Origin of the sequence: Phenylobacterium sp. (assembly GCF_046291545.1) — a bacterium.
Taxonomy (GTDB): Bacteria; Pseudomonadota; Alphaproteobacteria; order Caulobacterales; family Caulobacteraceae; genus Phenylobacterium.
Window position 1 is genome coordinate 126,102 of the sequence record NZ_JBKBSM010000004.1, and the last position, 22,308, is coordinate 148,409.

At 69.6% G+C, this 22,308-nt stretch carries 20 protein-coding genes; 6 read left to right on the forward strand and 14 right to left on the reverse strand.

Going from position 1 to position 22,308, the window contains the following annotated elements:
* The first annotated feature begins 62 nt into the window (after positions 1-62).
* The gene (locus ACK4YQ_RS11730; RefSeq protein WP_409611576.1) at positions 63-608 is read left to right on the forward strand and encodes a TetR/AcrR family transcriptional regulator; all 546 of its coding nucleotides are present in this window, start codon (positions 63-65) and stop codon (positions 606-608) included.
* Here ACK4YQ_RS11730 and hflX read toward each other — a convergent pair.
* The 8 genes from hflX to dusB form a co-directional block, all read right to left on the reverse strand.
* On the reverse strand, positions 594-1,910 hold the full coding sequence (hflX, locus tag ACK4YQ_RS11735; RefSeq protein WP_409611578.1) for a GTPase HflX: 1,317 nt from the start codon (positions 1,908-1,910) through the stop codon (positions 594-596). The genes ACK4YQ_RS11730 and hflX overlap by 15 nt on opposite strands.
* A complete protein-coding gene (hfq, locus tag ACK4YQ_RS11740) occupies positions 1,907-2,152 on the reverse strand; it encodes an RNA chaperone Hfq (RefSeq protein ID WP_332043542.1) in 246 nt (81 codons plus the stop codon). The genes hflX and hfq overlap by 4 nt, the downstream gene beginning before the upstream one ends.
* Before the next feature lie 105 nt (positions 2,153-2,257).
* Positions 2,258-3,121 (reverse strand): D-amino-acid transaminase, encoded by an 864-nt coding sequence (locus tag ACK4YQ_RS11745; protein WP_409611581.1) that lies wholly within the window; start codon positions 3,119-3,121, stop codon positions 2,258-2,260.
* Positions 3,121-4,512: a sigma-54-dependent transcriptional regulator gene (locus ACK4YQ_RS11750; RefSeq protein WP_409611583.1), complete on the reverse strand. Its 1,392-nt coding sequence runs from the start codon at positions 4,510-4,512 to the stop codon at positions 3,121-3,123. Before ACK4YQ_RS11750 ends, ACK4YQ_RS11745 begins: the two co-directional genes overlap by 1 nt.
* Positions 4,513-4,520: 8 nt before the next feature.
* The gene (locus ACK4YQ_RS11755) at positions 4,521-6,743 is read right to left on the reverse strand and encodes an ATP-binding protein (protein WP_409611585.1); all 2,223 of its coding nucleotides are present in this window, start codon (positions 6,741-6,743) and stop codon (positions 4,521-4,523) included.
* 60 nt (positions 6,744-6,803) lie between these two features.
* Positions 6,804-8,225, reverse strand: coding sequence for a nitrogen regulation protein NR(I) (ntrC, locus tag ACK4YQ_RS11760; RefSeq protein ID WP_409611587.1), 1,422 nt, complete (start codon positions 8,223-8,225; stop codon positions 6,804-6,806).
* On the reverse strand, positions 8,222-9,331 hold the full coding sequence (locus tag ACK4YQ_RS11765) for a two-component system sensor histidine kinase NtrB (protein ID WP_409611589.1): 1,110 nt from the start codon (positions 9,329-9,331) through the stop codon (positions 8,222-8,224). Before ACK4YQ_RS11765 ends, ntrC begins: the two co-directional genes overlap by 4 nt.
* Complete coding sequence (dusB, locus tag ACK4YQ_RS11770) at positions 9,328-10,335, reverse strand: tRNA dihydrouridine synthase DusB (RefSeq protein WP_409611591.1); 1,008 nt, start codon at positions 10,333-10,335, stop codon at positions 9,328-9,330. Before dusB ends, ACK4YQ_RS11765 begins: the two co-directional genes overlap by 4 nt.
* A 90-nt stretch (positions 10,336-10,425) precedes the next feature.
* Here dusB and ACK4YQ_RS11775 point away from each other — a divergent pair, with 90 nt between their 5' ends.
* Positions 10,426-11,571, forward strand: a complete 1,146-nt coding sequence (locus ACK4YQ_RS11775) for a bifunctional 2-C-methyl-D-erythritol 4-phosphate cytidylyltransferase/2-C-methyl-D-erythritol 2,4-cyclodiphosphate synthase (protein ID WP_409611593.1) — start codon at positions 10,426-10,428, stop codon at positions 11,569-11,571.
* Here ACK4YQ_RS11775 and ACK4YQ_RS11780 read toward each other — a convergent pair.
* Positions 11,568-13,805, reverse strand: coding sequence for a spermidine synthase (locus tag ACK4YQ_RS11780; RefSeq protein ID WP_409611595.1), 2,238 nt, complete (start codon positions 13,803-13,805; stop codon positions 11,568-11,570). The two genes, ACK4YQ_RS11775 and ACK4YQ_RS11780, sit on opposite strands and share 4 nt — an antisense overlap.
* 81 nt (positions 13,806-13,886) lie before the next feature.
* Between ACK4YQ_RS11780 and ACK4YQ_RS11785 the strand changes: the two genes are divergently transcribed.
* Positions 13,887-14,378 (forward strand): CinA family protein, encoded by a 492-nt coding sequence (locus tag ACK4YQ_RS11785; protein ID WP_409611597.1) that lies wholly within the window; start codon positions 13,887-13,889, stop codon positions 14,376-14,378.
* Positions 14,379-14,393: 15 nt separating this feature from the next.
* On the opposite strand, the gene ACK4YQ_RS11790 is transcribed toward ACK4YQ_RS11785, so the two are convergent.
* The 3 genes from ACK4YQ_RS11790 to lipA form a co-directional block, all read right to left on the reverse strand.
* Entirely contained in the window at positions 14,394-15,035 is a 642-nt protein-coding gene (locus ACK4YQ_RS11790; RefSeq protein WP_409611599.1) for an AAA family ATPase, read from the reverse strand.
* Positions 15,036-15,269: 234 nt separating this feature from the next.
* The gene (locus ACK4YQ_RS11795) at positions 15,270-15,746 is read right to left on the reverse strand and encodes a type II toxin-antitoxin system RatA family toxin (RefSeq protein ID WP_409611601.1); all 477 of its coding nucleotides are present in this window, start codon (positions 15,744-15,746) and stop codon (positions 15,270-15,272) included.
* 7 nt (positions 15,747-15,753) lie between these two features.
* On the reverse strand, positions 15,754-16,716 hold the full coding sequence (gene lipA / locus ACK4YQ_RS11800; protein WP_409611602.1) for a lipoyl synthase: 963 nt from the start codon (positions 16,714-16,716) through the stop codon (positions 15,754-15,756).
* 88 nt (positions 16,717-16,804) lie between these two features.
* On the opposite strand from lipA, the gene ACK4YQ_RS11805 reads away from it, so the two are divergent.
* The 3 genes from ACK4YQ_RS11805 (at position 16,805) to ACK4YQ_RS11815 (ending at position 20,178) form a co-directional block, all read left to right on the forward strand.
* A complete protein-coding gene (locus tag ACK4YQ_RS11805; RefSeq protein ID WP_409611604.1) occupies positions 16,805-17,761 on the forward strand; it encodes an alpha/beta hydrolase in 957 nt (318 codons plus the stop codon).
* A 95-nt stretch (positions 17,762-17,856) separates the two neighbouring features.
* Complete coding sequence (locus tag ACK4YQ_RS11810; RefSeq protein WP_409611606.1) at positions 17,857-19,416, forward strand: AMP-binding protein; 1,560 nt, start codon at positions 17,857-17,859, stop codon at positions 19,414-19,416.
* A gap of 90 nt (positions 19,417-19,506) precedes the next feature.
* On the forward strand, positions 19,507-20,178 hold the full coding sequence (locus ACK4YQ_RS11815; protein WP_409611608.1) for a DedA family protein: 672 nt from the start codon (positions 19,507-19,509) through the stop codon (positions 20,176-20,178).
* A gap of 17 nt (positions 20,179-20,195) precedes the next feature.
* Here ACK4YQ_RS11815 and ACK4YQ_RS11820 read toward each other — a convergent pair whose 3' ends face one another.
* On the reverse strand, positions 20,196-20,834 hold the full coding sequence (locus ACK4YQ_RS11820) for a DUF6655 family protein (RefSeq protein WP_409611609.1): 639 nt from the start codon (positions 20,832-20,834) through the stop codon (positions 20,196-20,198).
* Positions 20,835-20,897: 63 nt separating this feature from the next.
* Positions 20,898-22,304: a dihydrolipoyl dehydrogenase gene (gene lpdA / locus ACK4YQ_RS11825; RefSeq protein ID WP_409611610.1), complete on the reverse strand. Its 1,407-nt coding sequence runs from the start codon at positions 22,302-22,304 to the stop codon at positions 20,898-20,900.
* Positions 22,305-22,308: the final 4 nt, after the last annotated feature.

The window sequence follows — 22,308 nt, forward strand, 5'->3', positions numbered from 1 at the left end:
TCTGACAGGCGGTGGTGAAAAGCTCGGCGGAACCCAGGCGAAAGCCCCGGCAGGCGCGCTCCGTGGCGACGGAAGCGGCGGTGCTGGATGCGGCTGCTCAGATTCTGGAAGACGAGGGCGAGGCTGCGTTCAACACGAACCGGATCGCCGAACGCGCCGGCGTCAGCATCGGATCGCTCTACCAGTACTTCCCCAACAAGCAGGCGATCCTGCTCGCCCTGTCGCGGCGGGAGGTGATCGCCATGCGGGCGCAGATGGCGGCGGAGATCCAGGGCGCCGCCGACCCGGTGCGCGCGGTCATCCATCACCAGATTCACGCCTTCGCGGGCCGACCGGCCCTGCGGCGAGCGGTGGTGCGCGCCGCCATGGCCGAGGAGAGCGCGCACGCCCTTGGCGCGGAGACGGATCGAACCCGTTCGCTGCTGCCGCCGATCCCGGGGCTTGGCGGCCTTGAGGCCTACGCCCTCAGCCGCGCGATCATCGGCGCGATCCGCGCCGCGGTGCTGGAGGGCCACCCGGCCCTCTACACCCAGGCCTTCGAAGATGCGCTGATGACGCTGGTGGACGGCGCCCGCGCCGCCGCAGCCGCCCGGTCAGCCGCCGCGTAGCTCCGCGGCGGGAAAGAGCTGCTCGAACTGGCCGAGCGCCTGAGGCGTCAGCCGCACGGCCAGACGCACGCCGCCGTCCTCCTCCGGTTCGCGTTCGATGACCCGGCCGTGCCGGTAGAGCCAGGCGATCGCCGCCCCCTCCCCGGCCGGCACGTGAGCCTCCACCGGCGGCGCCTCGTCGACGAGCCCGGCGACGGCCTCGAGAAGGGCTGCGCAGCCTTCGCCGGTCTGCGCAGACACCAGCACGGCGGCAGGGTGGGCCCGGCGTGCGTCGCCCTCGAGCAGCGCCCGCTCGTCGGGCCCGACCTGGTCGATCTTGTTCCAGACTTCCAGGACGTTGCGGTCCTCGATGTCCACGCCCAGGCGTTCGAGCACCTTGCGCACGTCCTTGGCCTGGGCGTCGGTCTCCTCGCTCGCGATGTCGCGAACGTGCAGGATCACGTCGGCCTCCTTGACCTCCTCGAGGGTCGCGCGGAACGCCTCGACCAGCTCGTGCGGCAGATCCGAGATGAAGCCCACGGTGTCGGACAGGATCGCCGGCCGGCCGTCCGGGAGCTTCAGCATCCGAAGGGTCGGGTCGAGGGTGGCGAACAGCATGTCCTGAGCCACCACCTCGGCCGACGTCAGCCGATTGAAAAGCGTCGACTTGCCGGCGTTCGTGTACCCAACGAGGGCGACAGCCGGGTAAGGATGGCGTTGTCGCGCGCCGCGCTGGAGTGTGCGGGTGCGCCTGACTTCCACCAGATCGCGCTTGAGCTTGCCGATCTTCTCGGCGAGCAGGCGCCGGTCGGTCTCGATCTGGGTTTCCCCCGGACCACCCATGACGCCGAAGCCGCCACGCTGCCGCTCCAGGTGGGTCCAGGTGCGCACCAGGCGCGAGCGCTCGTAGGACAGGCGCGCCAGCTCTACCTGCAGGCGGCCTTCCCGGGTGCGCGCGCGCCGGGCGAAGATCTCCAGGATCAGGCCCGTACGGTCGATCACCTTGGCCTTCCAGGCGCGCTCCAGGTTCCGCTGCTGCACCGGCGTCAGCGAATCGTCGACCACCACCACGTCCGCCTCGAGGGCTTCGACCAGTTCGCCGACCTCGGCGGTCTTGCCCTTGCCGAACAGGGTGGCGGGCGTCAGCCGGCGCAGGGGGGCGATCCGCCGGTCGGCGATCACCAGGTCGAGCGCCAGGGCCAGGCCCACGGCTTCTTCGAGTCGTGCAGCGGCGGTCCGGGAAGAGGCGCGCTCCTCCCGGTCCGGATGGATCACGATGGCGCGCTGCGGCGGCGCCTCGCGTTCGATGAGCTTTGAGGTCAATCCGCCTCGTCTTCCGCCGGCTCGTACAGCTGGACGGGCTGGGCCGGCATAATCGTGGAAATGGCGTGCTTGTAGACAAGCTGCGATTGGCCGTCACGGCGCAGCAGCACGCAGAAATTGTCGAACCAGCTCACCACGCCCTGCAGCTTCACGCCGTTGACGAGGAAGATGGTCAGCGGCGTCTTCGACTTGCGCACGCTGTTCAGGAAGGTGTCCTGCAGGTTCTGTTTCTTGTCGCTCATTGGCTTTTCGCCCTTTGTTTTCGATCGGAGGGCGCAGACCGCCCTCCACACACGCGAGTGAACGCTAGACCGCCTTTGATGACCGGCGCAATCGCAGCGCGCCGGTCAGACCGCCGTGGCCTTCGCGCGCTCGATATAGAGGCTGCGAAGCCGCATCGCCACCGGTCCGACGGCGCCATCGCCCACAGGCTTGCCGTCGATGGAGGTGATCGGCGTCACGAGGGAGCCAGCGCCAGTGATGAACGCTTCCCGGGCCTGACGCGCCTCCTCGGGGGTGAAGGCGCGTTCTTCGACCTTCAGTCCGGCTGCGGCGATCACGTCCATGAGCGTGCGACGGGTGACGCCCCGCAGGATGTTCGCGTTGGTGTCGCGGGTGCGCAGCACCCCGTCCGCATCGAGGATCCAGGCGTTGGAGGAGGCCCCCTCGGTCACCAGGCCAAGGTCGTCCACGAACCAGGCCTCCACCGCGCCACGTTCGCGGGCCGCCTGCTTGGCGAGCACGTTGGGGAGCAATCCCACCGTCTTGATGTCGCAGCGCCCCCAGCGGTTCTCCGGCGTGGTGACGACGGCGCAGCCCTTGGCCGCTTTCGCGTCGGCGGCGGCGCGGTCGACCGCCTTGCAGGTGATCACCACGGCCGGCGGCGCCCCGCAGACAGGAAAGGCGTGGTCGCGCGGCGCGACGCCCCGGCTGACCTGGAGGTAGACGAGCCCCTCGCGTAGGCGATTGCGGCGCACCGTCTCGCGCAGGACCAGGGTCAGCGCCCGACGGCTCATCGGCATGGGGATGCGCAGCTCGCCCAGGCTGCGTTCCAGCCGCGCGAAGTGCCCCTCGGCGTCGGCCATCTTACCGTCGAACAGCGCCCACACCTCGTAGACCGCATCGGCCAGCTGATAGCCGCGGTCCTCGATGTGCACGGCCGCTTGGGCGTGCGGGACGAACCGGCCGTTCACATAGGCGATGCGTCCCATCAGCCCACATCCTCTTCAAGGGCCCTGGCGCCCGACAGTCCCAGGGATTTCAGCTTCCGGTGAAGGGCCGAGCGCTCCATGCCGATGAAGGCGGCGGTGCGCGAGATGTTGCCCGAGAAGCGCAGCATCTGGGCGTTCAGATACTCGCGCTCGAACACCTCGCGGGCCTCGCGCAACGGCAGGGCGATGATGCGCTCGGCCCCAAGGGTCGACCCCTGTTCCGAGGGCGCGGCTTCCTGGGGCAGCATGTCGGCGGTGATGGGCTCGGCCGGATCCCCCGAAGCCAGGATCAGCATGCGCTCCACGTTGTTGCGCAGTTGCCGCAGGTTGCCGGGCCAGGCGCGCACCTGGAACGCCGCCAGCGCGTCGTCCGCCAGCTTGCGGCGCATCATGCCCGTGGCGTCGCAAATGCGCTGGATGAAGTAGTCGACCAGCTCGGGAATGTCCTCCCGGCGCTCGGCCAGCCCAGGAACCATCACAGGCACGACGTTCAGCCGGTGGAACAGATCCTCGCGGAAACGTCCCGCCTCGATCTCCGCCCGAAGGTCGCGCGACGTGGACGAGATCACCCGCACGTCGACCTGCACGTCGGAGTCGCCCCCCACCCGCCGAAAGCGCTGATCCACCAGCACCCGCAGGATGCGGCTCTGGGTTTCGCGGGGCATGTCCGCCACTTCGTCGAGGTAGAGGGTGCCGCCGTGAGCCCGTTCGAACACCCCGATCTTGGCCGGACGCCCGCCAGCGCCCTCTTCGCCGAACAGCTCCACGTCCATGCGCTCCGGCGTCATGCCGGCGGCGCTGATGGCCACGAACTCGCCGTTCCCGCGGGGGCTGTCCTGGTGGATCAGGCGCGCCACCGTCTCCTTACCGGAGCCGGGGGGGCCGGAGATCAGCACCCGGCTGTTGGCCGAGGCGAGCTTGCTGATCATCTGACGCATGTGCTGGGCGGCCATCGAGCGGCCCAGCAGCCCCTCTGGCTCGATCGCCTGGGTGCGCAGCCGGCGGTTCTCGCGCCGCAGGTTGGCGGCCTCCAGCGCCCGCTCGACGACCAGCAGCAGCCGATCCGACTTGAAGGGCTTCTCCAGGAACTCGTAAGCGCCGCGCTTGATCGCCGAGACCGCCGTCTCGATGTTGCCGTGGCCGGAAATCATGATCACCGGCAGGTCGGCGTCGAGCTGCTTGACGAGGTCCAGTAGCTCGAGGCCGTCCATCCCGCCGCCCTGCATCCAGATGTCCAGGATCAGCAGCGAGGGCTTGCGCGCGCGGATCGCGGCCAGGGCCTGCTCGGAATCGGCCGCCGTGCGCACGGCGTAGCCTTCGTCCGACAGGATTCCCGCCACGAGCTCGCGGATGTCCGCCTCGTCGTCGACCACAAGGATGTCAGCCGCCATCACTCACCTCAGACAGTCTCGGCCGCGCGCATCGCGGCCGTGGCTCGCGCCGTCGCCGGCGCCCGCAAGATCGCCCGGGCCCCCTGCCCGCCACGAGCGTCAGTCAGGACCAGTTCCCCCCCATGGTCCTCCATGATCCGTTTGACGATCGCCAGGCCCAGGCCCGTGCCCTTCTCCCGCGTCGTCACATAGGGTTCGGTCAGGCGGTCGCGGTCCTTTGGGGGCAGGCCCACGCCATTGTCCTCGATTTCGAAGGCGACGCCCTCGGGCTCCACCACCAGCTGGGCGATGATCGCTCCCTTGAGCTTGGGTTCGCCCTCGCGGCGGGCGGCGATGGCCTCGGCCGCATTCTTCAGCACATTGGTCAGGGCCTGCGACAGCATCCGCCCGTCGGCCACGATCGTGGCCTGCGGCAGCGGCTCGATCAGGTCCACCCTGATGTCGGGGGACGCCACCCGGCGGGCGAACACGGCCGCCCGGAGCAGTTCGGCCGCGTCCTGTTCGGTGAAGACCGGCGCGGGCATGCGTGCGAACGCGGAGAACTCGTCCACCATCCGCCCGATGTCGCCCACCTGCCGCACGATGGTGTCGGTGCAGCGGTCGAAGGTCTCCAGGTCGCCGCTCGCCACGTTCCTGCGGAACTTGCGCCGCAGCCGCTCGGCAGAAAGCTGGATCGGAGTCAGCGGATTCTTGATCTCGTGGGCGATGCGGCGCGCCACGTCCTTCCAGGCGGCGTTGCGCTGGGCGGCGACCAGCCGGGTGATGTCGTCGAAGGTCAGCACCAGACCGCCCTCGCTCTGGCTGGCGCGAACGCGCAGACGGTGTGTCTCGCGGTCGCGCACCACGTCCACCTCCTCCTCCGCCTCGCCCATCGCCGCGGCCTGGGCGGCCACGCCGGCCAGCTCGGGGGCGAGGTCCGCCAGGGGCCGGCCCCGCCCATGGTCCTGGGGCAGGTGCAGGAGGGCGGCGGCGGCGCGGTTCGCCGCGGACACGCGCCCGTCGCGGTCCAGCCCGATCACTCCGGCGCTCACTTCGGCAAGCACCGTTTCGATGAACTGGCGCCGGCTCTCGGCCTCCTCGCGCGCGCGGCTCAGGGCCGCCTGCTGCACCTGAAGGTCGTTGGTCATGCTGTTGAAGGCGTGGCTCAGCACGGCGATCTCCGGCGGGTCGTGCTCGGCGTCCACCCTGGCGGTCAGGTCGCCCGTCGCGACCCGGCCGGCCGCCTGCACGAGGCGCGCGACCGGCGCCGAAATGGCGTTGGCCGCCGACATTCCCAGAAGCACCGCGCCGACCAGCACCAGGAACGCGGTCTCGAAGTAGCTGAGGGCGAAAACCGCCTGGATCCGCGCCCGGCTCTTGGCCGCCTCCCGGTAGGCGACCAGGGAGTCCTGGGCGTCCGAAAGGTGCGTGATGATTCCCTTTTCCACCGGCCAGACCACATAGAGATAGGCGTCCGGATAGGCGTTCAGCTTGTAGAGCGCCCGCATCAGGTCGGAGGAGTCGAAGGCCGGCACCGAGATGTCGCCTTCGTCCGCCGCAGCGAAACTGGACTCGGGCGGCAGCACGAAGGCCGGCGCATCGGCGGTTTCCGCCCGCGACAGCACCCGGCCCTCCCGGTCGATCAGGTAGGCGGCGGGGAAGGCGTGATAGGACGCCAGATAGGCCAGGAAGTGGCTGAAGGTCACGGGACTGGACCCCAGGGCCGGTGCGGCCTGGTTGAGGTCCTTGGCCATCAGGGTCACGTGTTCCTGGATGTAGGTCTTCTGGTCCTCGACATAGGAGCGCGCCACGGTCGCCGAGTTCTCGACCACGGTCTGCACCCGCTGGCTGAACCAGTTCTCGACGCCGCGATTGACCAGGACCCCGTAGAAGAAGGCCACCACCACGGCGGGCGCCACGGCCGCCAGGGCGAACAGGGTGACGAACCGAAGGTGCAACCGCGCGCCCGCGTCGCGCGAGCGCGCCCGCAGCAGGGCGCGCAGGCGAAGCGCCGTCAGCCCGGCGAGACCGCCGATCAGGATCAGGTTGAGGCCGAGAACCGTCAGGATCAGGTGGCTGGCCGGCCCCAGCGGGCCCGTCTCCGGCGGAGACGACGCCATGAGGATCGCCAGCGCCGTCAGGCCGGCGGCGAGGGCGTATCCGCCGCCGACCACATAGCGTGACTGTAGCGCCCGCCACAGGCCCGTGGCCGGCGCATCATCAGGTCCGCCATCGGGAGCCAGCGACGCCATGGTTCGCTCAGCCTAGGCGCAACTGTGCCCCAAACTCAACAGCATTGTTGCGCCAAGGCTTCAGCGGCGGCCGCGACTCATCTCCACGCCGAGGTCCTGGATCTTCTTGCGCAGGGTGTTGCGGTTGAGCCCGAGAATCTCAGCTGCGCGCACCTGGTTGCCGCGGGTCGCGGCCAGGGTGAGCTGGATCAGGGGACGCTCGACCTCCTCAAGGACGCGGTCGTAGAGCCCGGCGGGCGGCAGCCCGTCCGGTTGCTCGGCGAAGTGCCCCGAGAGGTGCCGCTCGACCAGGGTGGAAAGGGTCACCGGCCCTTCCTGACCCGGCGCGGCGGGTGTGTGATCCTGCAACTCGCGCTCGACGATCCGAGCGGTGATGAGCTCCTCGGCGTAGAGGGCGCAGATCCGGCGGATCAGGTTCTCCAGCTCGCGGACGTTGCCCGGCCAGGGATGCATTTTCAGCCGTTCCAGCGCGCTGGAATCGATCGTCTTGGCGGGCAGGCCCTCGCGGTTGGCGCGCAGCAGGAAGGCGCGCGCCAGGTCCGGAATGTCCTCCACCCGGTCGCGCAGCGGCGGCAGCCGGATCGGGGCGACGTTCAGGCGGAAGAACAGGTCCTCGCGGAACAGCCCGTGCTGGATCAATCCCCTCAGGTCGCGGTTTGTCGCCGCGATGATGCGCACGTTGGGCCGGCGGCCGGTCTTGGGGTTGATGGCCTGTTCGGAGCCGTCGATGACCCGAAGCAGTCGGGTCTGGGCGTCCAGCGGCATGTCGCCGATCTCGTCCAGGAACAGGGTGCCCCCGTCCGCTTCGATCAGCTTTCCGGGGTCGCCGTCCTCGCGCCCGAACAGTTCGGCCTCCACCCGCTCGCGCGGTACGGCGGCGAGGTTGATCACCACGAACTTGCCGTCGCGGCGGCGTCCCATGTCGTGCAGGGCGCGGGCGACCAGCTCCTTGCCGGTGCCCGACTCCCCGAGGATCAGCACCGTGAGGTCCGCGCCGACAAGCCGGGCGATGGTGCGGTAGACGTCCTGCATCGGTCCCGAGCGGCCGATCAGCGGCAGCCGCTCGTCGCGCAGGGCCCGGGCCTGGGCTTTGGACGCCTCGGCGTCGGCCGGCCGGGCGAGCGCGCGGCGGGCCACCGAGGTCATGTCGTCCAGGTCGAAGGGCTTGGGCACGTAGTCGAAGGCGCCGATCTCGGCCGCGTTGACCGCCGTCAGCAGCGTATTCTGCGCGCTCATCACGATGACCGGCAGCTTCGGCCGTTCCTTGCGGATGCGCGGCAGCACGTCGAAGACGTTCTCGTCGGGCATCACGACGTCGGTGACGACGAGGTCCCCCTCCCCGTCCGACACCCACTTCAGCAGGGTCGAGGCGTTGCCGGTGGCCCGCACCTGATAGCCGAGCCGGGTGAAGGCTTGGCTCAGCACGAGGCGGATCGAGGAATCGTCGTCGGCGATCAGGATCTTCTTGGTCGCGGCGTTCATGCCGTCAGGTCCTCTTCGGATGCGATGGGCAGCAGGACGCGGAACACGGTCCGCCCTGGCTCGGATTCGAAATCGATCAGTCCGCCGTGGGCGGCGACGAGCTTGGCGACGAGCGCCAGGCCGAGGCCCGCCCCGTAGGTCTTGGTCGTCACGAAAGGCTGGAACAGGCTGTCGCGCAGGTGGGCCGGCACGCCGGGGCCATTGTCCACGACGCGGACTTCCAGGGGCGCCCCGCGCAGGTTCTGCCCCTTGGCGGCGCGAACCCGCACGCCGTGGCGATAGGCGGTGTAGATCGAGATCGCGCCCCGGCCGTCGCCGCGGGAATGGGCCGCCTCGGCGGCGTTCTTCACCAGATTCAGGAAGATCTGGATGAGCTGGTCTTCGTCGCCCAGGGTGGGTGGCAGCGAAGGATCGTACTGCTCGCGCAGCGACAGGCCGTCGGCGACGCCGTTAGCGGCCAGGGCGCGGACGCGGTCGAGCACCTGGTGGATGTTGACCGGGGTGCGGCTCGGCGGCGCGTCGTCGCTGAAGGCTTCCATCCGGTCCACCAGGCGGCGCACCCGGTCGGTCTCGTCGACAATCAGTTGCGCCAGCGGCGCATCCTCGGCCTTGGCGCCCGACTTCAGCAGCTGGGCGGCGCCGCGGATGCCGGCGAGCGGGTTCTTGATCTCGTGAGCGAGGATCCGGCCGAGCCCGACGATGGAGCGCAGGTTGTCCGCCCGCTCGGCGCCCAGATTGCCCGACTTCAGATGCAGGCTCAGCAGGATCGAGCCGTCGCCAAGCGGCGCGGCCGCCCCGTCGGCCTCGAAGGGCGGAAGGCCGAAGAGGCTGATCTCGACCCCCCGCTCTCGCACGGGACCGCCCTCCTCCACCGCCCGGTTGATCAGGGAGACCAGGGCCGAACCGGGCGGCAGGGCCGCCAGGAACCGTCCGCGGGCCAGGAGCCCGAGCCCCTGGCCGAAGAGGGCCTCGGCGGACTCGTTCACCGCCACCAGCGCCCCGTCCGCGCTGACCACCATGGCCGGCTCGGGACTGAGGTCGAAGGCCGCCGCCTTCAGTCCGTTCAGGTCTATCCCCGACTTGCTTGTCTTTGTCTGGCCGCTCATGCCGCCGCTCTCATCTGAGGATCGCGCCAGAGCGCGACCAGGCTGCGTTCGACCTCCGAGGGTTCCTCCATTCGGCACAGGGCGGAGCGCGCCATGCGCCTGGCCTCGGCCTGCGTGGGCCAGGGCGCGTTTTCGATGTAGGCGGCCAGATGCTTGCGGAAGATCCGCAGCCCGAGCCGATCGCCGTAGAAGGCGAGGCTGTCGTGGAAGTGATCGAGCACGATGGCTAGGCGCGCCTCCGCCCCCGGCTCTTTGAACCCTGCGCCGTCGAGCGCCGCGTCGATCTGGGCGCCGATCCAAGGCTTTCCGTAGACGCCACGGCCAATCATCACGCCGTCCGCGCCCGAAGCCTGCAGGGCCCGGCGGGCCGTTTCGGCGTCGACGATGTCGCCGTTGACGATCACGGGGATCGACACCGCTTCCTTCACGGCCCGGACCGCGGCCCAGTCGGCCTCGCCCTTGTAGAACTGGCAGCGGGTTCGCCCGTGAACGGTCACGGCGGCGACTCCCAGCGCCTGCGCCCGCGCCGCGAATTCCGGGGCGTTCCTCGACGCATCGTCCCAGCCCAGGCGCATCTTCACCGTGACCGGCGCGTCCACCGCCTCGACCGCCGCCGCCACCAGGCGTTCGGCCAGGTCCAGGTCGCGCATCAGCGCCGAGCCGCACAGGGCGCCGGTGACTTCCCGCGCCGGGCAACCGAAATTCAGGTCGATGATGTGGGCCCCGGCCCGCGCCGCCAGCCGCGCCCCTTCGGCGACATGGGCGGGATCGCGGCCGACCAGTTGCACCACCATCAGCGGCAGGCCCTCGCCCACGGCGGCGCGCCGCACCACGTCGGGCCGGCCGCGGGAGAACTCCGCGCAAGCCACCATCTCAGTGGCCACATACGCCGCCCCGAGGCGGCTGGCCGCCCTGCGGAACGGCAGGTCGGAAACGCCGGTCATGGGCGCGATCCACGCCCGTCCGGGAACCTCGACCTTGCCTACACCGAGCGTTGTGCTCATTTTGTAATCACCCCAACCGCCAGCTTTTTAGGCAATTTGTGCGGCGCCGTAAAGCCTGGACAACTGAACCCCGCAAACTAAACAGCGGCCATGGATTTCTCGGCCATCATCGTCGCCGCCGGCAGCGGAACCCGGGCCGGCCCCGGCGTCCCCAAGGCATGGAGGACGCTGGGGGGCAGGCCCGTCGTGCGCTGGTCGCTGGAGGCCATGAGCGCGGCCGGCGCAAGGCGAATTGTCCTTGTCGCAGCGGCGGATCGCCTGAATGCCGCCGAAGCTGTCACCGAGGGACTGCCCCAGACCATCTGCGTCGCAGGGGGAGCGAGCCGGGCCCTCTCCGTCCAGGCCGGCCTCGCCGCCCTCGACACCGATCCCGACGCCATCGTGCTGATCCACGATGCGGCGCGGCCCTTTGTCGCAACGGGTCACGTCCAGGCGCTCATCGCCGCGCTCGACCGCGCCGACGGCGCCGTGCCCGTCCTGCCGGTGGCCGACACGCTGAAACGGGGCGAGGCGGTCGTGCAGGCCACGGTTCCGCGCGAGGGGCTCTGGCGCGCCCAGACCCCGCAGGCCTTTCGCCTCGGCCCCCTGCGCGCCGCCTACGCCGCCTGGCCTGGCGATCTGGAACCCACCGACGACGCCGCGGTGCTCGAGCGCGCCGGCGGCGGGGTCGCCCTGGCGCCGGGCGATCCGATGCTGATGAAGCTCACCTATCCGGAGGACTTCGCCATGGCCGAGCGGCTGGCGGGCGCGATGCGCATCACGCGGGTCGGCCAGGGCGTGGACGCCCATCGCTGGGGCCCCGGCGAGGCGGTCTGGCTCTGCGGCGTGCGCATCGACCACGACCAGACCCTGGTGGGCCACTCCGACGCCGACGCAGGCCTGCATGCTCTGACCGACGCCATCCTGGGGGCGATCGGCGAAGGCGACATCGGCGAACACTTTCCGCCGTCGGATCCGCAGTGGAAGGGCGCGTCTTCAGACCGCTTCCTTAAGCACGCCGTCGACCTGGCCGTTGCGCGCGGCGGGCGCATCATCAACGCGGATGTGACCCTGGTCTGCGAGCGCCCGAAGATCCGCCCGCATCGCCAGGCCATGCGCGCCCGCCTCGCCGAACTGCTCGGCGTGCCGGAGGACCGGGTCAGCGTGAAAGCCACCACGACCGAGGGCATGGGCTTCACCGGGCGCCAGGAAGGCCTTCTTGCGCAGGCCGTGGTGGCCGTGGAGACGCCGGCCTAGGGCAGCCAGGTCCACCGCTCCTTCTGACGGCGATAGATCGCGCCGACGATGTTCACGTAGTCGTCCGTCCAGGGCTTCACGCCGCCGGCGTCGGCGGCGTCCCATCGCGCGTCGTGCTCAAACGGCGCCAGGGCCTCAGACGATCGGCCGACCAACACGACGTCTTCGGAGGACTGCCAGAGCGCCGGGGTCCCGGGCGGAATCGTGTGGCGCTGGACCAGGGCGGCGCCGCCGGCGGCCTCGGCCGCGGCGATCGCCGGCGAGAGCAGTTCCATGTGCCGGTTCGACAGGTGCAGAATCAGAAGGCCGTCCGGCTTCAGATGGCTCAGATATCCGGCCACAGCCTCGGCGGTCAGCAGGTGCGCCGGCACGCTGTCGGACGAGAACGCGTCGATCAGCAACACGTCGAAGCTCTCCGGCGGCTGCTTGGCGAGGGTCAGGCGGGCGTCGCCCACCACATACCGTACCTCCCCCTGGGCGCAGGCCGTGGTGTAGCTGAAGTGCGCGGGGTCGGAGGAAATCCGCACAACCAGCGGATCAATCTCGAAAAAGGTCAGCCGATCGCCCGCCCGCACATAGGCGGACACTGCGCCGGTCCCCAGGCCCACCGCCGCCGCGTTCATAACCGCGCGCTCGGCCCGCACCGCCGAGAACACCTGGCCGATCGGGGTCTCCGGCGCATAGTAGGTCAGCGGCCGGCACCGGTAGCGCGGATCCAGCGCCTGGGCGCCATGCAGGGTGGTGCCGTGGGAGAGCATGCGCACCTGTCCGCCCATCGCCGGCGACGGCATTTCCGACTGGCGCACTACGCCGAAGAAGCTGCGCCAACTGTGCCGTGCGTCCACCCGGTCGCCCACCGTCGCGGTGACCACGGCCAGCACCGCGATCACGCAGAGGAAGCTCAGGGCCCTGCCCCGCACGATGAACGCCATCACCGAGACCGCGGCGAGCAACAGGCGTGTGGTCGTCCCGACGCCGTGGAACGTGGTCCAGATCGGCGCCGCCACCCCTGCGAAGACCCCGACCGCGATCGAGGACCACCTCCAGGGCTCCATCCCGCCCTTGCCCCAGGGCCGCGCCAGACAGGAGAGCACCAGCACCAGCGGGTATTCCCACACGTTGTCGAAGACGAGGGGAGCCAGGAGCGCATTGAAGGCCCCGCCCAGCACCCCGCCGACGGACATCCACAGATAGAACTCGGTCAGGCGCGAGGGCTCCGGCCGGCGGGCCACCAGGGCCTGGTGACACATCAGCGCGGTCAGGAAGAAGGCCGACAGGTGCAGGAAGAGCACGAGCACGATGTCCGTGCCGGCGAACGGCAGCACCAGGAGGCAGCCGGCCAGGGCCGCCGCCTGGAACATCAGTACGGCGTCCCGGGAGATCAGGGGCTTGTCCTGGAACGCCAGGACGAAGGTGAGGAGATAGAGCGCCAGCGGCGCGACCCAGAACAGCGGCGCGGACACCACGTCCATCGTGATGTGGGTCGTGACGCCGAGCATCAGGCTCGAGGGGATCGCCGCCAGGACCACCCACAGCCCGCGATCGCGCCATGAGACCGGCGCGGCTATGACGACGGGCGACGGCGCGGAGTCCCCGGCCCGCGCGCGCGCCACAAAGGTCCCAAGGGCGGCGATCAGCAGCACGAAACCCGCGTAGCCGAACGTCCAGCCGAGAGTCTGGGCGCCGAGAGCCTGGGTCGGCTCGACGACGGCGGGATAGGCCAGCAGCGCCAGGAAGCTGCCGAGGTTGCTCGCGGCGTAGAGACTGTAGGGCTCCTTGCCCTGGATCCGGCCCGAGGTGCGCGCGTGCCAGGCCTGAACCAGCGGCGCGGTCGCCGAGAGGGCGGCGAACGGCGCGCCGACCGAGACCGCCAGCACGCCAAGCAGCCACAGCGCCGGATGGGCCGAGGCCGGCTCGCCCAGCAGGTCGGTCACCCGCAACGGCAGAACGGCCGCCGCGCCGAGCAGCACGACGCCGTGCACGATCGCCTGCGTTCTGAGGGCCGGAATTCGCTGCAGAAGGTGGGCGTAGCCGTAGCCGATCAAGAGGCACGCCTGAAAGAACACCATGCTGGTGTTCCAGACCGACGGTGAACCGCCCAGCAGGGGCAGCACCATCTTGGCCACCATCGGCTGGACCAGGAACACCAGGGCCGCGCTGGCGAAGATCGTCACGGCGAACAGCGCCGAAGCGCCGCCCGGAGCAGTCCTCTCGCTGACGTCCGAGGTGGTCATGGTCGCGATTCGGCTTGAATTGGCGGTCGGCGCAATGTTGTGGTCTCGCCTCCCTGTTGCCTAGACCCCGGAGCCGCGGCGATGTTTTCCCTCGAAATCGAGACCCTGGCGCGCCTTTTGATCGACGAGGCTCGCAGCCGCTCGCTCCGGATCGTCACCGCGGAAAGCTGCACGGGCGGGCTGGTGGCGGGGGCCATCTGCTCCATCGCCGGCGCGTCCGACGTCTTCGAGCGCGGCTACGTCGTCTACACCAACCGCGCCAAACAGGAGCTGCTCGGCGTTCCCGGCGACCTGATCGCCGACCTCGGCGCGGTGTCCGAGCCCGTGGCCAGAATGATGGCGGAAGGCGCCCTGGAGAACTCCAACGCCCACGTCGCCGTGGCGATCACCGGCATCGCCGGTCCCGGCGGCGGGACGTCGATGAAGCCCGTCGGCACCGTGCACATCGCCACCGCCCGCGCCAACCAGGGGCTGATGCATCGCGGCGAGCTGTTCGAATACGAGACGCGGTCGGAGATCCAGCTGGCGGCCGTGCAGTCCGCCCTGGAAATGCTGCGGGAGCGGATGCGCTGAACCCGGCAGGCGGATTCAGAAGCGCCCCGCCAGGCGATCCTGGACCACGCTCCAGAGCTGCTCGATCTCGGCCGTCGCCGGCGTCGGCGGGCTCAGCTCCTCGACGGACATGCCTGCGCTGAGCGCCTCCTGGTAGGCCATGCGGGCGCGGATCGTGACCGGCGCGATCGGCACGTGCAACAGCTTCAGCGCGTCGAGGGCCTTGCGCACCAGCGGCGGCTCGGCCCCCGTGCGGGAGAACGGCGCCTGGTTGAGGACGATCAGGCCCGGCCGACCCAGGCGATGCAGAATCTCAACCGTCCGCACCGCCGCCACCAGGTCCAGATAGGTCGGGCGCACGACCACGACCGACAGCTCCGACAGGACGATGGCGTGGCACACCTCCGTCTCGGGGCCGGCGGGCGTGTCGATGATCAGATAGTCGAACCCGTCGCGCAGGGCCGCGACCTTCAGGGCGAACAACTTGGGCCCGGCGGTCTCCACCACCTGCGGACCCTCCGCCTGACGCAGCTTCAGCACGTCGGAAGCCGATCGCTGGGGGTCGGCGTCGGCGAGCATGACCCGACGCCCGCGCAGGTGCGCCGCCAACGCCAGGTGCGTCGCCAGCGTCGTCTTCCCCGACCCGCCCTTGCGCGCGATCATGGCGATCGTCCGCATCCGCCTGCCCGATCCTCAACCATAAATGGGCACACAGATGAAAAAGAATGGCAGATTGCGGCCGCCCTCGCCGCAATCACAATTGGCGTCGATCAACAATCGCACGTATTCGCATATAATATCTTCGCGTCATTATCTTGACGAGCCGGCTCAGATTTCAGGCGATCCGCGCGAGTACTCAGTTCAACTGAGAGGCGAGATGCAACTCAATCGTCAAGGAAAGTCCTGTCAAATTCAGGATTTGCCGGGAATCGCCATCGGCGCGGGGCCATACAGAGCCGCCGCCCGATCTTCGAAACAGCGCATCAGCCGATCGACCGCCGTATGGAAATTCGCCGCCAGCAACGCTTCCAGCAGGCGCGACTTGAAGGTGAAATCGATGTCGAAGTCCACGCGGGTGCCGCCGGTGGCCGTCTCATGGAAGCGCCAGCGGTTCTCCAGCTTGCGGAACGGTCCGGAAATCAGACTCACGTCCACCTGCCGCGCCCTAGCGTCCCTGCGGACGCGGGTGGCGAAACGCTCCTTCAGCAGCGAGAAGCCCACCTGAACCTCTGCGTCCAGCCCGTCCACGCCCTCCCCGAGTTCCTGGGCGTTCCAGGTGCGCATGGACTGGATCCACGGCACGAACTGCGGATAGGCGGCCACGTCGCCGACGAGCTGGAACAGATCGTCGGGCCTGTAGGGCAGTTCCTTGGTCAGGTGGTGTCGCAAGGTCGAACTAGGCGGCGGCCTCGCGCGCCCGCCGGGCGGCCTGCAGCTTGGCGAAATCCTCGCCGGCGTGGTGGGACGAGCGCGTAAGCGGGCTCGCCGACACCATCAGGAATCCCTTGGCCCGTGCGATCTCCTCGTAGGCCTTGAACTCCTCCGGCGTCACGAAGCGGTCCACGGCGGCGTGCTTGCGGGTAGGCTGCAGGTATTGGCCGATCGTCAGGAAATCGACGCCAGCCGATCGCATGTCGTCCATCACCTGCATGACCTCTTCCTTGGTCTCGCCAAGCCCGACCATCAGGCCGGACTTGGTGAACATCTGGGCGTCGCGCTCCTTCACCCGCTCCAGGAGCCGCAGCGAATGGTAGTAGCGCGCTCCTGGCCGGATCGACAGGTAGAGCCGCGGAACGGTCTCGAGATTGTGGTTGAACACGTCGGGCCGCGAATCGATCACCTGCTCGGCGGCGGCGACGGGCTTGCGCAGGAAGTCCGGCGTGAGGATCTCCACGGTCGTCTCCGGCGCGGCGGCCCGGATGGCCCTGACCACCTGCGCGAAGTGTTCGGCCCCGCCGTCGGCCAGGTCGTCGCGATCCACCGAGGTGATGACGACGTGCTTCAGCCCCATCTTCGCGACCGCATCCGCCACCCGGGACGGCTCGGTAGGGTCCAGGGCCGCCGGCTTTCCGGTGGTGACGTTGCAGAAGGCGCAGGCGCGGGTGCAGACCTCGCCCATGATCATCATCGTCGCGTGGTTCTGGGTCCAGCACTCGCCGATGTTGGGACAGGCGGCCTCCTCGCACACCGTCGTCAAGCCGTGGGTCTTCACGACGGCGCGGGTGGCGGCGTAGCCTTCGGAGCCCGGCGCGCGGACGCGAAGCCAGGGCGGCTTGCGCAGCATGGGCGTGTCGGGCCGGTTCTGCTTTTCCGGGTGGCGCGGCCGGCCGGAGCCGAGGGTGTCGATGACGACGGTCATGCCGCCTAGATCGTCCGTCGCGCGGCTGCGATCAAGGCGCGAATGCGCACGCTTGCGCTCTGCGCCTTCGGCGCGGTCAGATTTGGCCATGAACCGGGCGTTCCCAATCGCCGCCGCACTTCTGCTGCTCGCGGGCTGCGAGCGGCCTGCATCGCGCTCGCCCTTCTTCGAAAGCCAGGCGCCGCCAGGATTGCCTGCGGCCGACCTCGCGCCGGAGGGCTGGGCCTGGGGCGCCGTGCAGGTGGGCGAGGATCCGCCCCAGCGCTACGGGGTCGCCAGCCCGGACGTCGTGCCTCAGGGCCAGGCCGTCATCGTCCCCGCCTACGGCGAGACCGCGGAGGCCTGGTTCTCGGCCGTCCGCACGCTCAATGGCGCCGGCCTTACGGTCTGGGTGCTGGATCGCGCCGGTCAGGGCGGCTCCGGGCGGTTCGCCTCTCCCCGGGACCTTGGCCACGTTTCGAGCTTTGAGCCGGACGTACGGGCGCTGGAAGCCCTCGTCGGCGCGGTCGTACGGCCGTCGCCGGACCAGCCGCTCACTCTGCTGGCGCGCGGTGACGGCGCGGCCGTCGCGATCGCCACGGCCGAGCGAGGGCTTCCGGCCGACCGCATCGTGCTGTGGGCTCCGCACCTGGCCAGCCGCACCGCCGCGCCGAGCCCCAGAGCCACGCTGGAGCGCTGGATGGGGCTGGACCGCCGCCCGCCCCGCGACTGGAAGCCGTGGGCCCGAGAAGACGCCACAAAGTCGGACCCCGTGGGCGCGGGCTGGCAACTGGTCAATCCCGACCTGCGGATGTCGGGACCGAGCCGGGGGTGGGTCGAAGCGCACCAGGCCGCAAGCGCCGAGGCCCTGGCCGCGGCGTCGAGTCTGTCGCTGCCGGTGCTTCAGCTCGGACGAGCGGTGGGAGGGGATCTGTGCCCACGGATCGCGCGTTGTCGTCAGGAGCAGACCGGCTCAAGCGCACTGGATCGCGCCAGCGCCGCGCGCGCCACGGCCGCCTTCGCCCTGGAACGATCCGCCATGGGCGAGGCCCCGACTTTGCGCTAAGAGCTCACGCCCTGTAACCGATCTTTTCAACACCGGAGCCCGACGATACGCTCCGGCCAAGAAGAATGGCGTAACATTCGGGGAGGCATTCGCCTTTGTCGCGTCCCTTTGATTCGAATCCGAGCGCGGGTTCCTTGTTCGACGCCCTGCTTGAGGCGCGTGCTGTTTACGGCGCCAAGAAGTTGATCCTCGAGGATCAGGAGCGGAACCCGCTCGGCTACACCGATGTCATCCGCGCGTCATTTGCGCTCGGCCGGAAGATCGCCGAACTGACGGCGCCGGGGGAACGGGTCGGCGTCATGCTGCCGGCCAGCGCCGGGGTCGTGGTCACCTTCTTCGCCCTGCACGCCTTCGGCCGTGTGCCGACCATGCTCAACTTCACGGCCGGCATCCGCAACCTGAAAGCCGCTTGCGAGCTCGCGGGCGTGAAGCGGGTGCTGACCTCGCACCGCTTCATCGAGCAGGGAAAGCTTCACGACCTCACCGACGCCCTGGAGCAGACCTGTACGGTCACCTACCTGGAGGACGTGCGCGAGAAGGTCGGTCTCGCCGACAAGCTCTTCGCCGCCGCCGCCGGCATGTTCCCCAAGCGGTTCCGCACCGAGGCCAAGGCCGACGACCCGGGCGTCATCCTGTTCACGTCCGGCAGCTTCGGCGCGCCGCGCGGCGTCCTGCTGACCCAGGGCAACCTGATCGCCAACGTCCGCCAGATCGCCGCCCACATCGACCTCGACCCGGACTGGGTCATGTTCAATCCGCTGCCGACCTTCCACTGCTTCGGCCTGACCGGCGGGGTCCTGCTGCCGCTGCTGACCGGCATGAAGGCCTTCCAGTACCCCTCGCCCCTGCACACCAAGCAGATCCCGCCCCTGGTCAAGGATTCCGGGGCCTCGATCCTGCTCGCCACCGACACCTTCGTGAACCAGTACGCCCGCGCCGCCGACCCGGGGGAGCTGTCGGGCCTGAAGTTCATCGTGTGCGGGGCCGAGAAGGTGCGCGAGGAGACCCACAACCTGATCGCCGAACGCTTCGGCGCGGTGCCCGTGCTTGAGGGCTACGGCGCCACGGAAGCCGCGCCGGTGATCGCCGTGAACAAGCCCACCGACAATCGCCGCGGCACGGTCGGCGGCCTCCTCCCCGGCATCGAGACCCGCCTGGAGCCGGTCGAGGGCATTCCCGGCGGCGGACGCCTCTTCGTTCGCGGTCCCAACGTCATGGCGGGCTACCTCGCCGCCGACGGTTCCATCGAGGCGCCTGTCGACGGCTGGCACGACACCGGCGACGTGGTCGACGTCAGCGAGGACGGCTGGGTGAAAATCCGCGGCCGGGTCAAGCGCTTCGCCAAGGTGGGCGGGGAGATGGTCTCGCTGACCGCCGCCGAGGATCTCGCCAGCGCAGTCTGGCCCGACTCCCGCCACGCCGTGATCGCCATGCCCGACGCCAAGAAGGGCGAACGGCTCGTGCTCGTCACCGACCAGCGTGACGCCGCCGCGGCCCCGATGGTGGCTCACGCCCAGTCGATTGGAGCGCCCGAGCTGGCCGTCCCGCGGAAGATCATCAAGGTCCCCGAAGTGCCCGTGCTGGGCACCGGCAAGACCGACTACGTGGCGATCCAGCGCATGGCCGAGGCGGACGGGCGCTCGCGCGCGGCCTGATGCAGCCGCGCAACGGCCGCAGAGTTTAGGCGCGGGCGCCCTCGCACCGACTCATTCGACTGCCCACATGGGGGTGACGCAAGGAGCCCCATGGACGCGCTGTTTTCCAGTACCGCCGAGTTCATCAGCCGTCATCATGCTTGGGCAGGCCCGATCCTGGGCGCAGTGACGCTGTTGGAGTCCCTGGTCCTCGTCGGCGCCTTCGTCCCGGCGACCGCCCTGATGGTCATGGCCGGCGGCCTGATGGCGGCAGGCGCTCTCGATCCGGTGTCGGTGATCATCTGGTGTGTCGTCGGCGCGGTGCTGGGCGACGGCTTGTCCTACATGCTCGGCCGCAAACTGGGCCCTGGCGCCCTGCGCGCCCGCATCCTGCGGCCCCACCGCCGCAAGGTGGCGCGCACGCGCCTCCTGACGCGGCGCTACGGGGTGGCCTCCATCTTCATCGGGCGGTTCTTCGGTCCGGTGCGGGCGTTCGTGCCGCTCATCGCCGGCATGCTGAAGATGAAATCGCGGACGTTCCAGTTGGCCAATGCGGCGTCGGCCATCGTCTGGGTGCCTGCGGTGATCGCGCCAGGCTATCTGGCCGCCAAGGGGCTGGCGGAGCTCGAAGCGCTGGGCGAGGCCGATGTCCTGACCCTCGCGCTCGTGGGCGGCGCCCTGAGCCTGGTCGGCGCCTTCGCGGTCTGGGGCGTGGTCAAGGCGAGAATGGCCCGGGCGTTCTCAGCCGAAGCCGACGCCCGCGCGGCCCGGGAAAGCCTCTGAGGCGGCTCGGCCGCGACTCACCACACCTTCCACCAAGGCTCCGACCCGAGCGCCGGGTCGCCTGGCCGCACCTCCTGCTTGCCCCAAGAGAAGACCAGCAGCGCCTTGTGCGCCCGGATCATGGTGGCGCCGACCACCCGATCCTGAACGTGCAACGGCTTGCCCGACTTGGCGTCGTAGGCGAACAGCAGGAACTCGGCGACGCCGCTGCGGTCGCGACGGGCGTAGAGTGACAGTTCGGGCACCGTGAAGGCGCTGAGGGCCGCGATGTTCGGCAGGGTCACCGAGGGAATGCCGATCAGGTGGCTCATCTCGTCTATGGACAGGGCCGCCTTGCGGACCTCGAGCACGACATCCGCCTCCTCCGGCTTCTGAGCCAGGGCATAGCCGCGGTTGGCCAGGGTCGAGCGGAGGGCGCTGATCGCATACTGCCCTTCCTCGCCGCCGAACCCCGCCGGCAGGACGAACACCCGCGAGCCCGCGGGCAGCGGGATCTCGATCTTCTTGGCCGCCTGTTCGGCCGCGTGGGCGACCAGCAGCTGTTCGGTCGCCGTGCGACCGGGGGTGGTCTGGGTGGCGGTGGCGCACCCGGCGAGCAGCAGCACGGCGGCGAACGCGGCCGTGCGCCGACGGTCTGGGGAGGATCCGGTCAGCACGGCGTGGACCTTTCACGCGTCTTGGGCGAATTGAGGGCGCATGCACGCCCCGGCAGGCGGCGATCAGATGTGCAGGACGCGTCCGTAGGCGTCCAGAGCCGCCTCGTGCATGGCCTCGCTCATCGTCGGGTGCGGATAGACGGTGGCCTGGATTTCGGCCTCGGTCGCCTCCATGGTGATCGCCAGGGCGAACCCCTGGATCATCTCGGTGACCTCGCCGCCGATCATGTGCGCGCCGACCAGGGCGCCGGTCGCGCCATCGAACACCGTCTTGACGAAACCCTCAGTTTCACCCGCAGCGATCGCCTTGCCGTTCACCCGGAAGGGGAAGCGTCCGACCTTGACGTCGAGCCCCTTTTCCTTGGCCTGAGCCTCCGTCAGCCCCACCGAGGCGATCTGCGGACTGGCGTACGTGCATCCGGGGATCGGCGAGGACAGGTTCGTCGGCTTCAGCCCGGCGATGTGTTCGATGCAGTGCACGCCCTCGTGGCTGGCCTTGTGCGCCAGCCATGGCGGCCCCGCGACGTCGCCGATGGCGTAGAGGCCGGGAACGCCGGTCGCGCCATGGGCGTCGGTGACGACGTGGGTCTTTTCGATCTTGGCGCCGAGCGCTTCCAGCCCCAGGTCCTCGACATTACCGACGATGCCGACGGCGACGATCGCCACGTCGGCCGAGAGCGTCTCGGCCTTGCCGCCTGCCTCGATCGCCAGGCTGACGCCGGTCTTGGTCTTGCTCAGCTTCTGTACGCTCGCCCCGACGCGGAACCGGATTCCCCGCCGCTCGAACGCCTTGTGCGCAGCCTTTGAGACTTCCTCGTCTTCGACGGGCAGGATGCGCGGCAGCGCCTCCACGACTGTAACTTCCGAGCCTAACGCCCTGTAGAAGCTCGCGAACTCAATTCCGATGGCGCCGGAGCCTACGACCACAAGCGACTTCGGCGCCGCCTTTGGCGCCAGCGCTTCGCGATAGGTCCACACCCGTTCGCCGTCCGGCTCCAGGCCGATCGCAGGGATCGTCCGCGCCCGTGCGCCGGTGGCGAGGATTACGTGCTTGGCCTGGATCGCGCGCGATCCGCCCGCCTTCAGCGCCACCACCACCTTCGGCGCGCCTTGACCCCTCTCGAGCCTGGCCTGGCCTTCGATGACCTCGATCTTGTGCTTCTTCATCAGGAAGGCGACGCCGGAGTTCAACTGGGCGGCAACCTTGCGCGAGCGCTCGATCACCTTGCCGAAGTCGAAACTGGCCTTCTCGACCTTCAGGCCGTAGTCGGCCAGATGGCTGAGCTGCTCGAACACCTCGCCGGACTTCAGCAGGGCCTTGGTGGGGATGCACCCCCAGTTCAGGCACACCCCGCCCAGCAGCTCGCGTTCGACGATCGCAGTCTTCAGGCCGAGCTGCGCCGCGCGGATCGCCGTGACGTAGCCGCCCGGACCCGCGCCGATGACGATGACGTCGAAATCCATGAGCACTCCT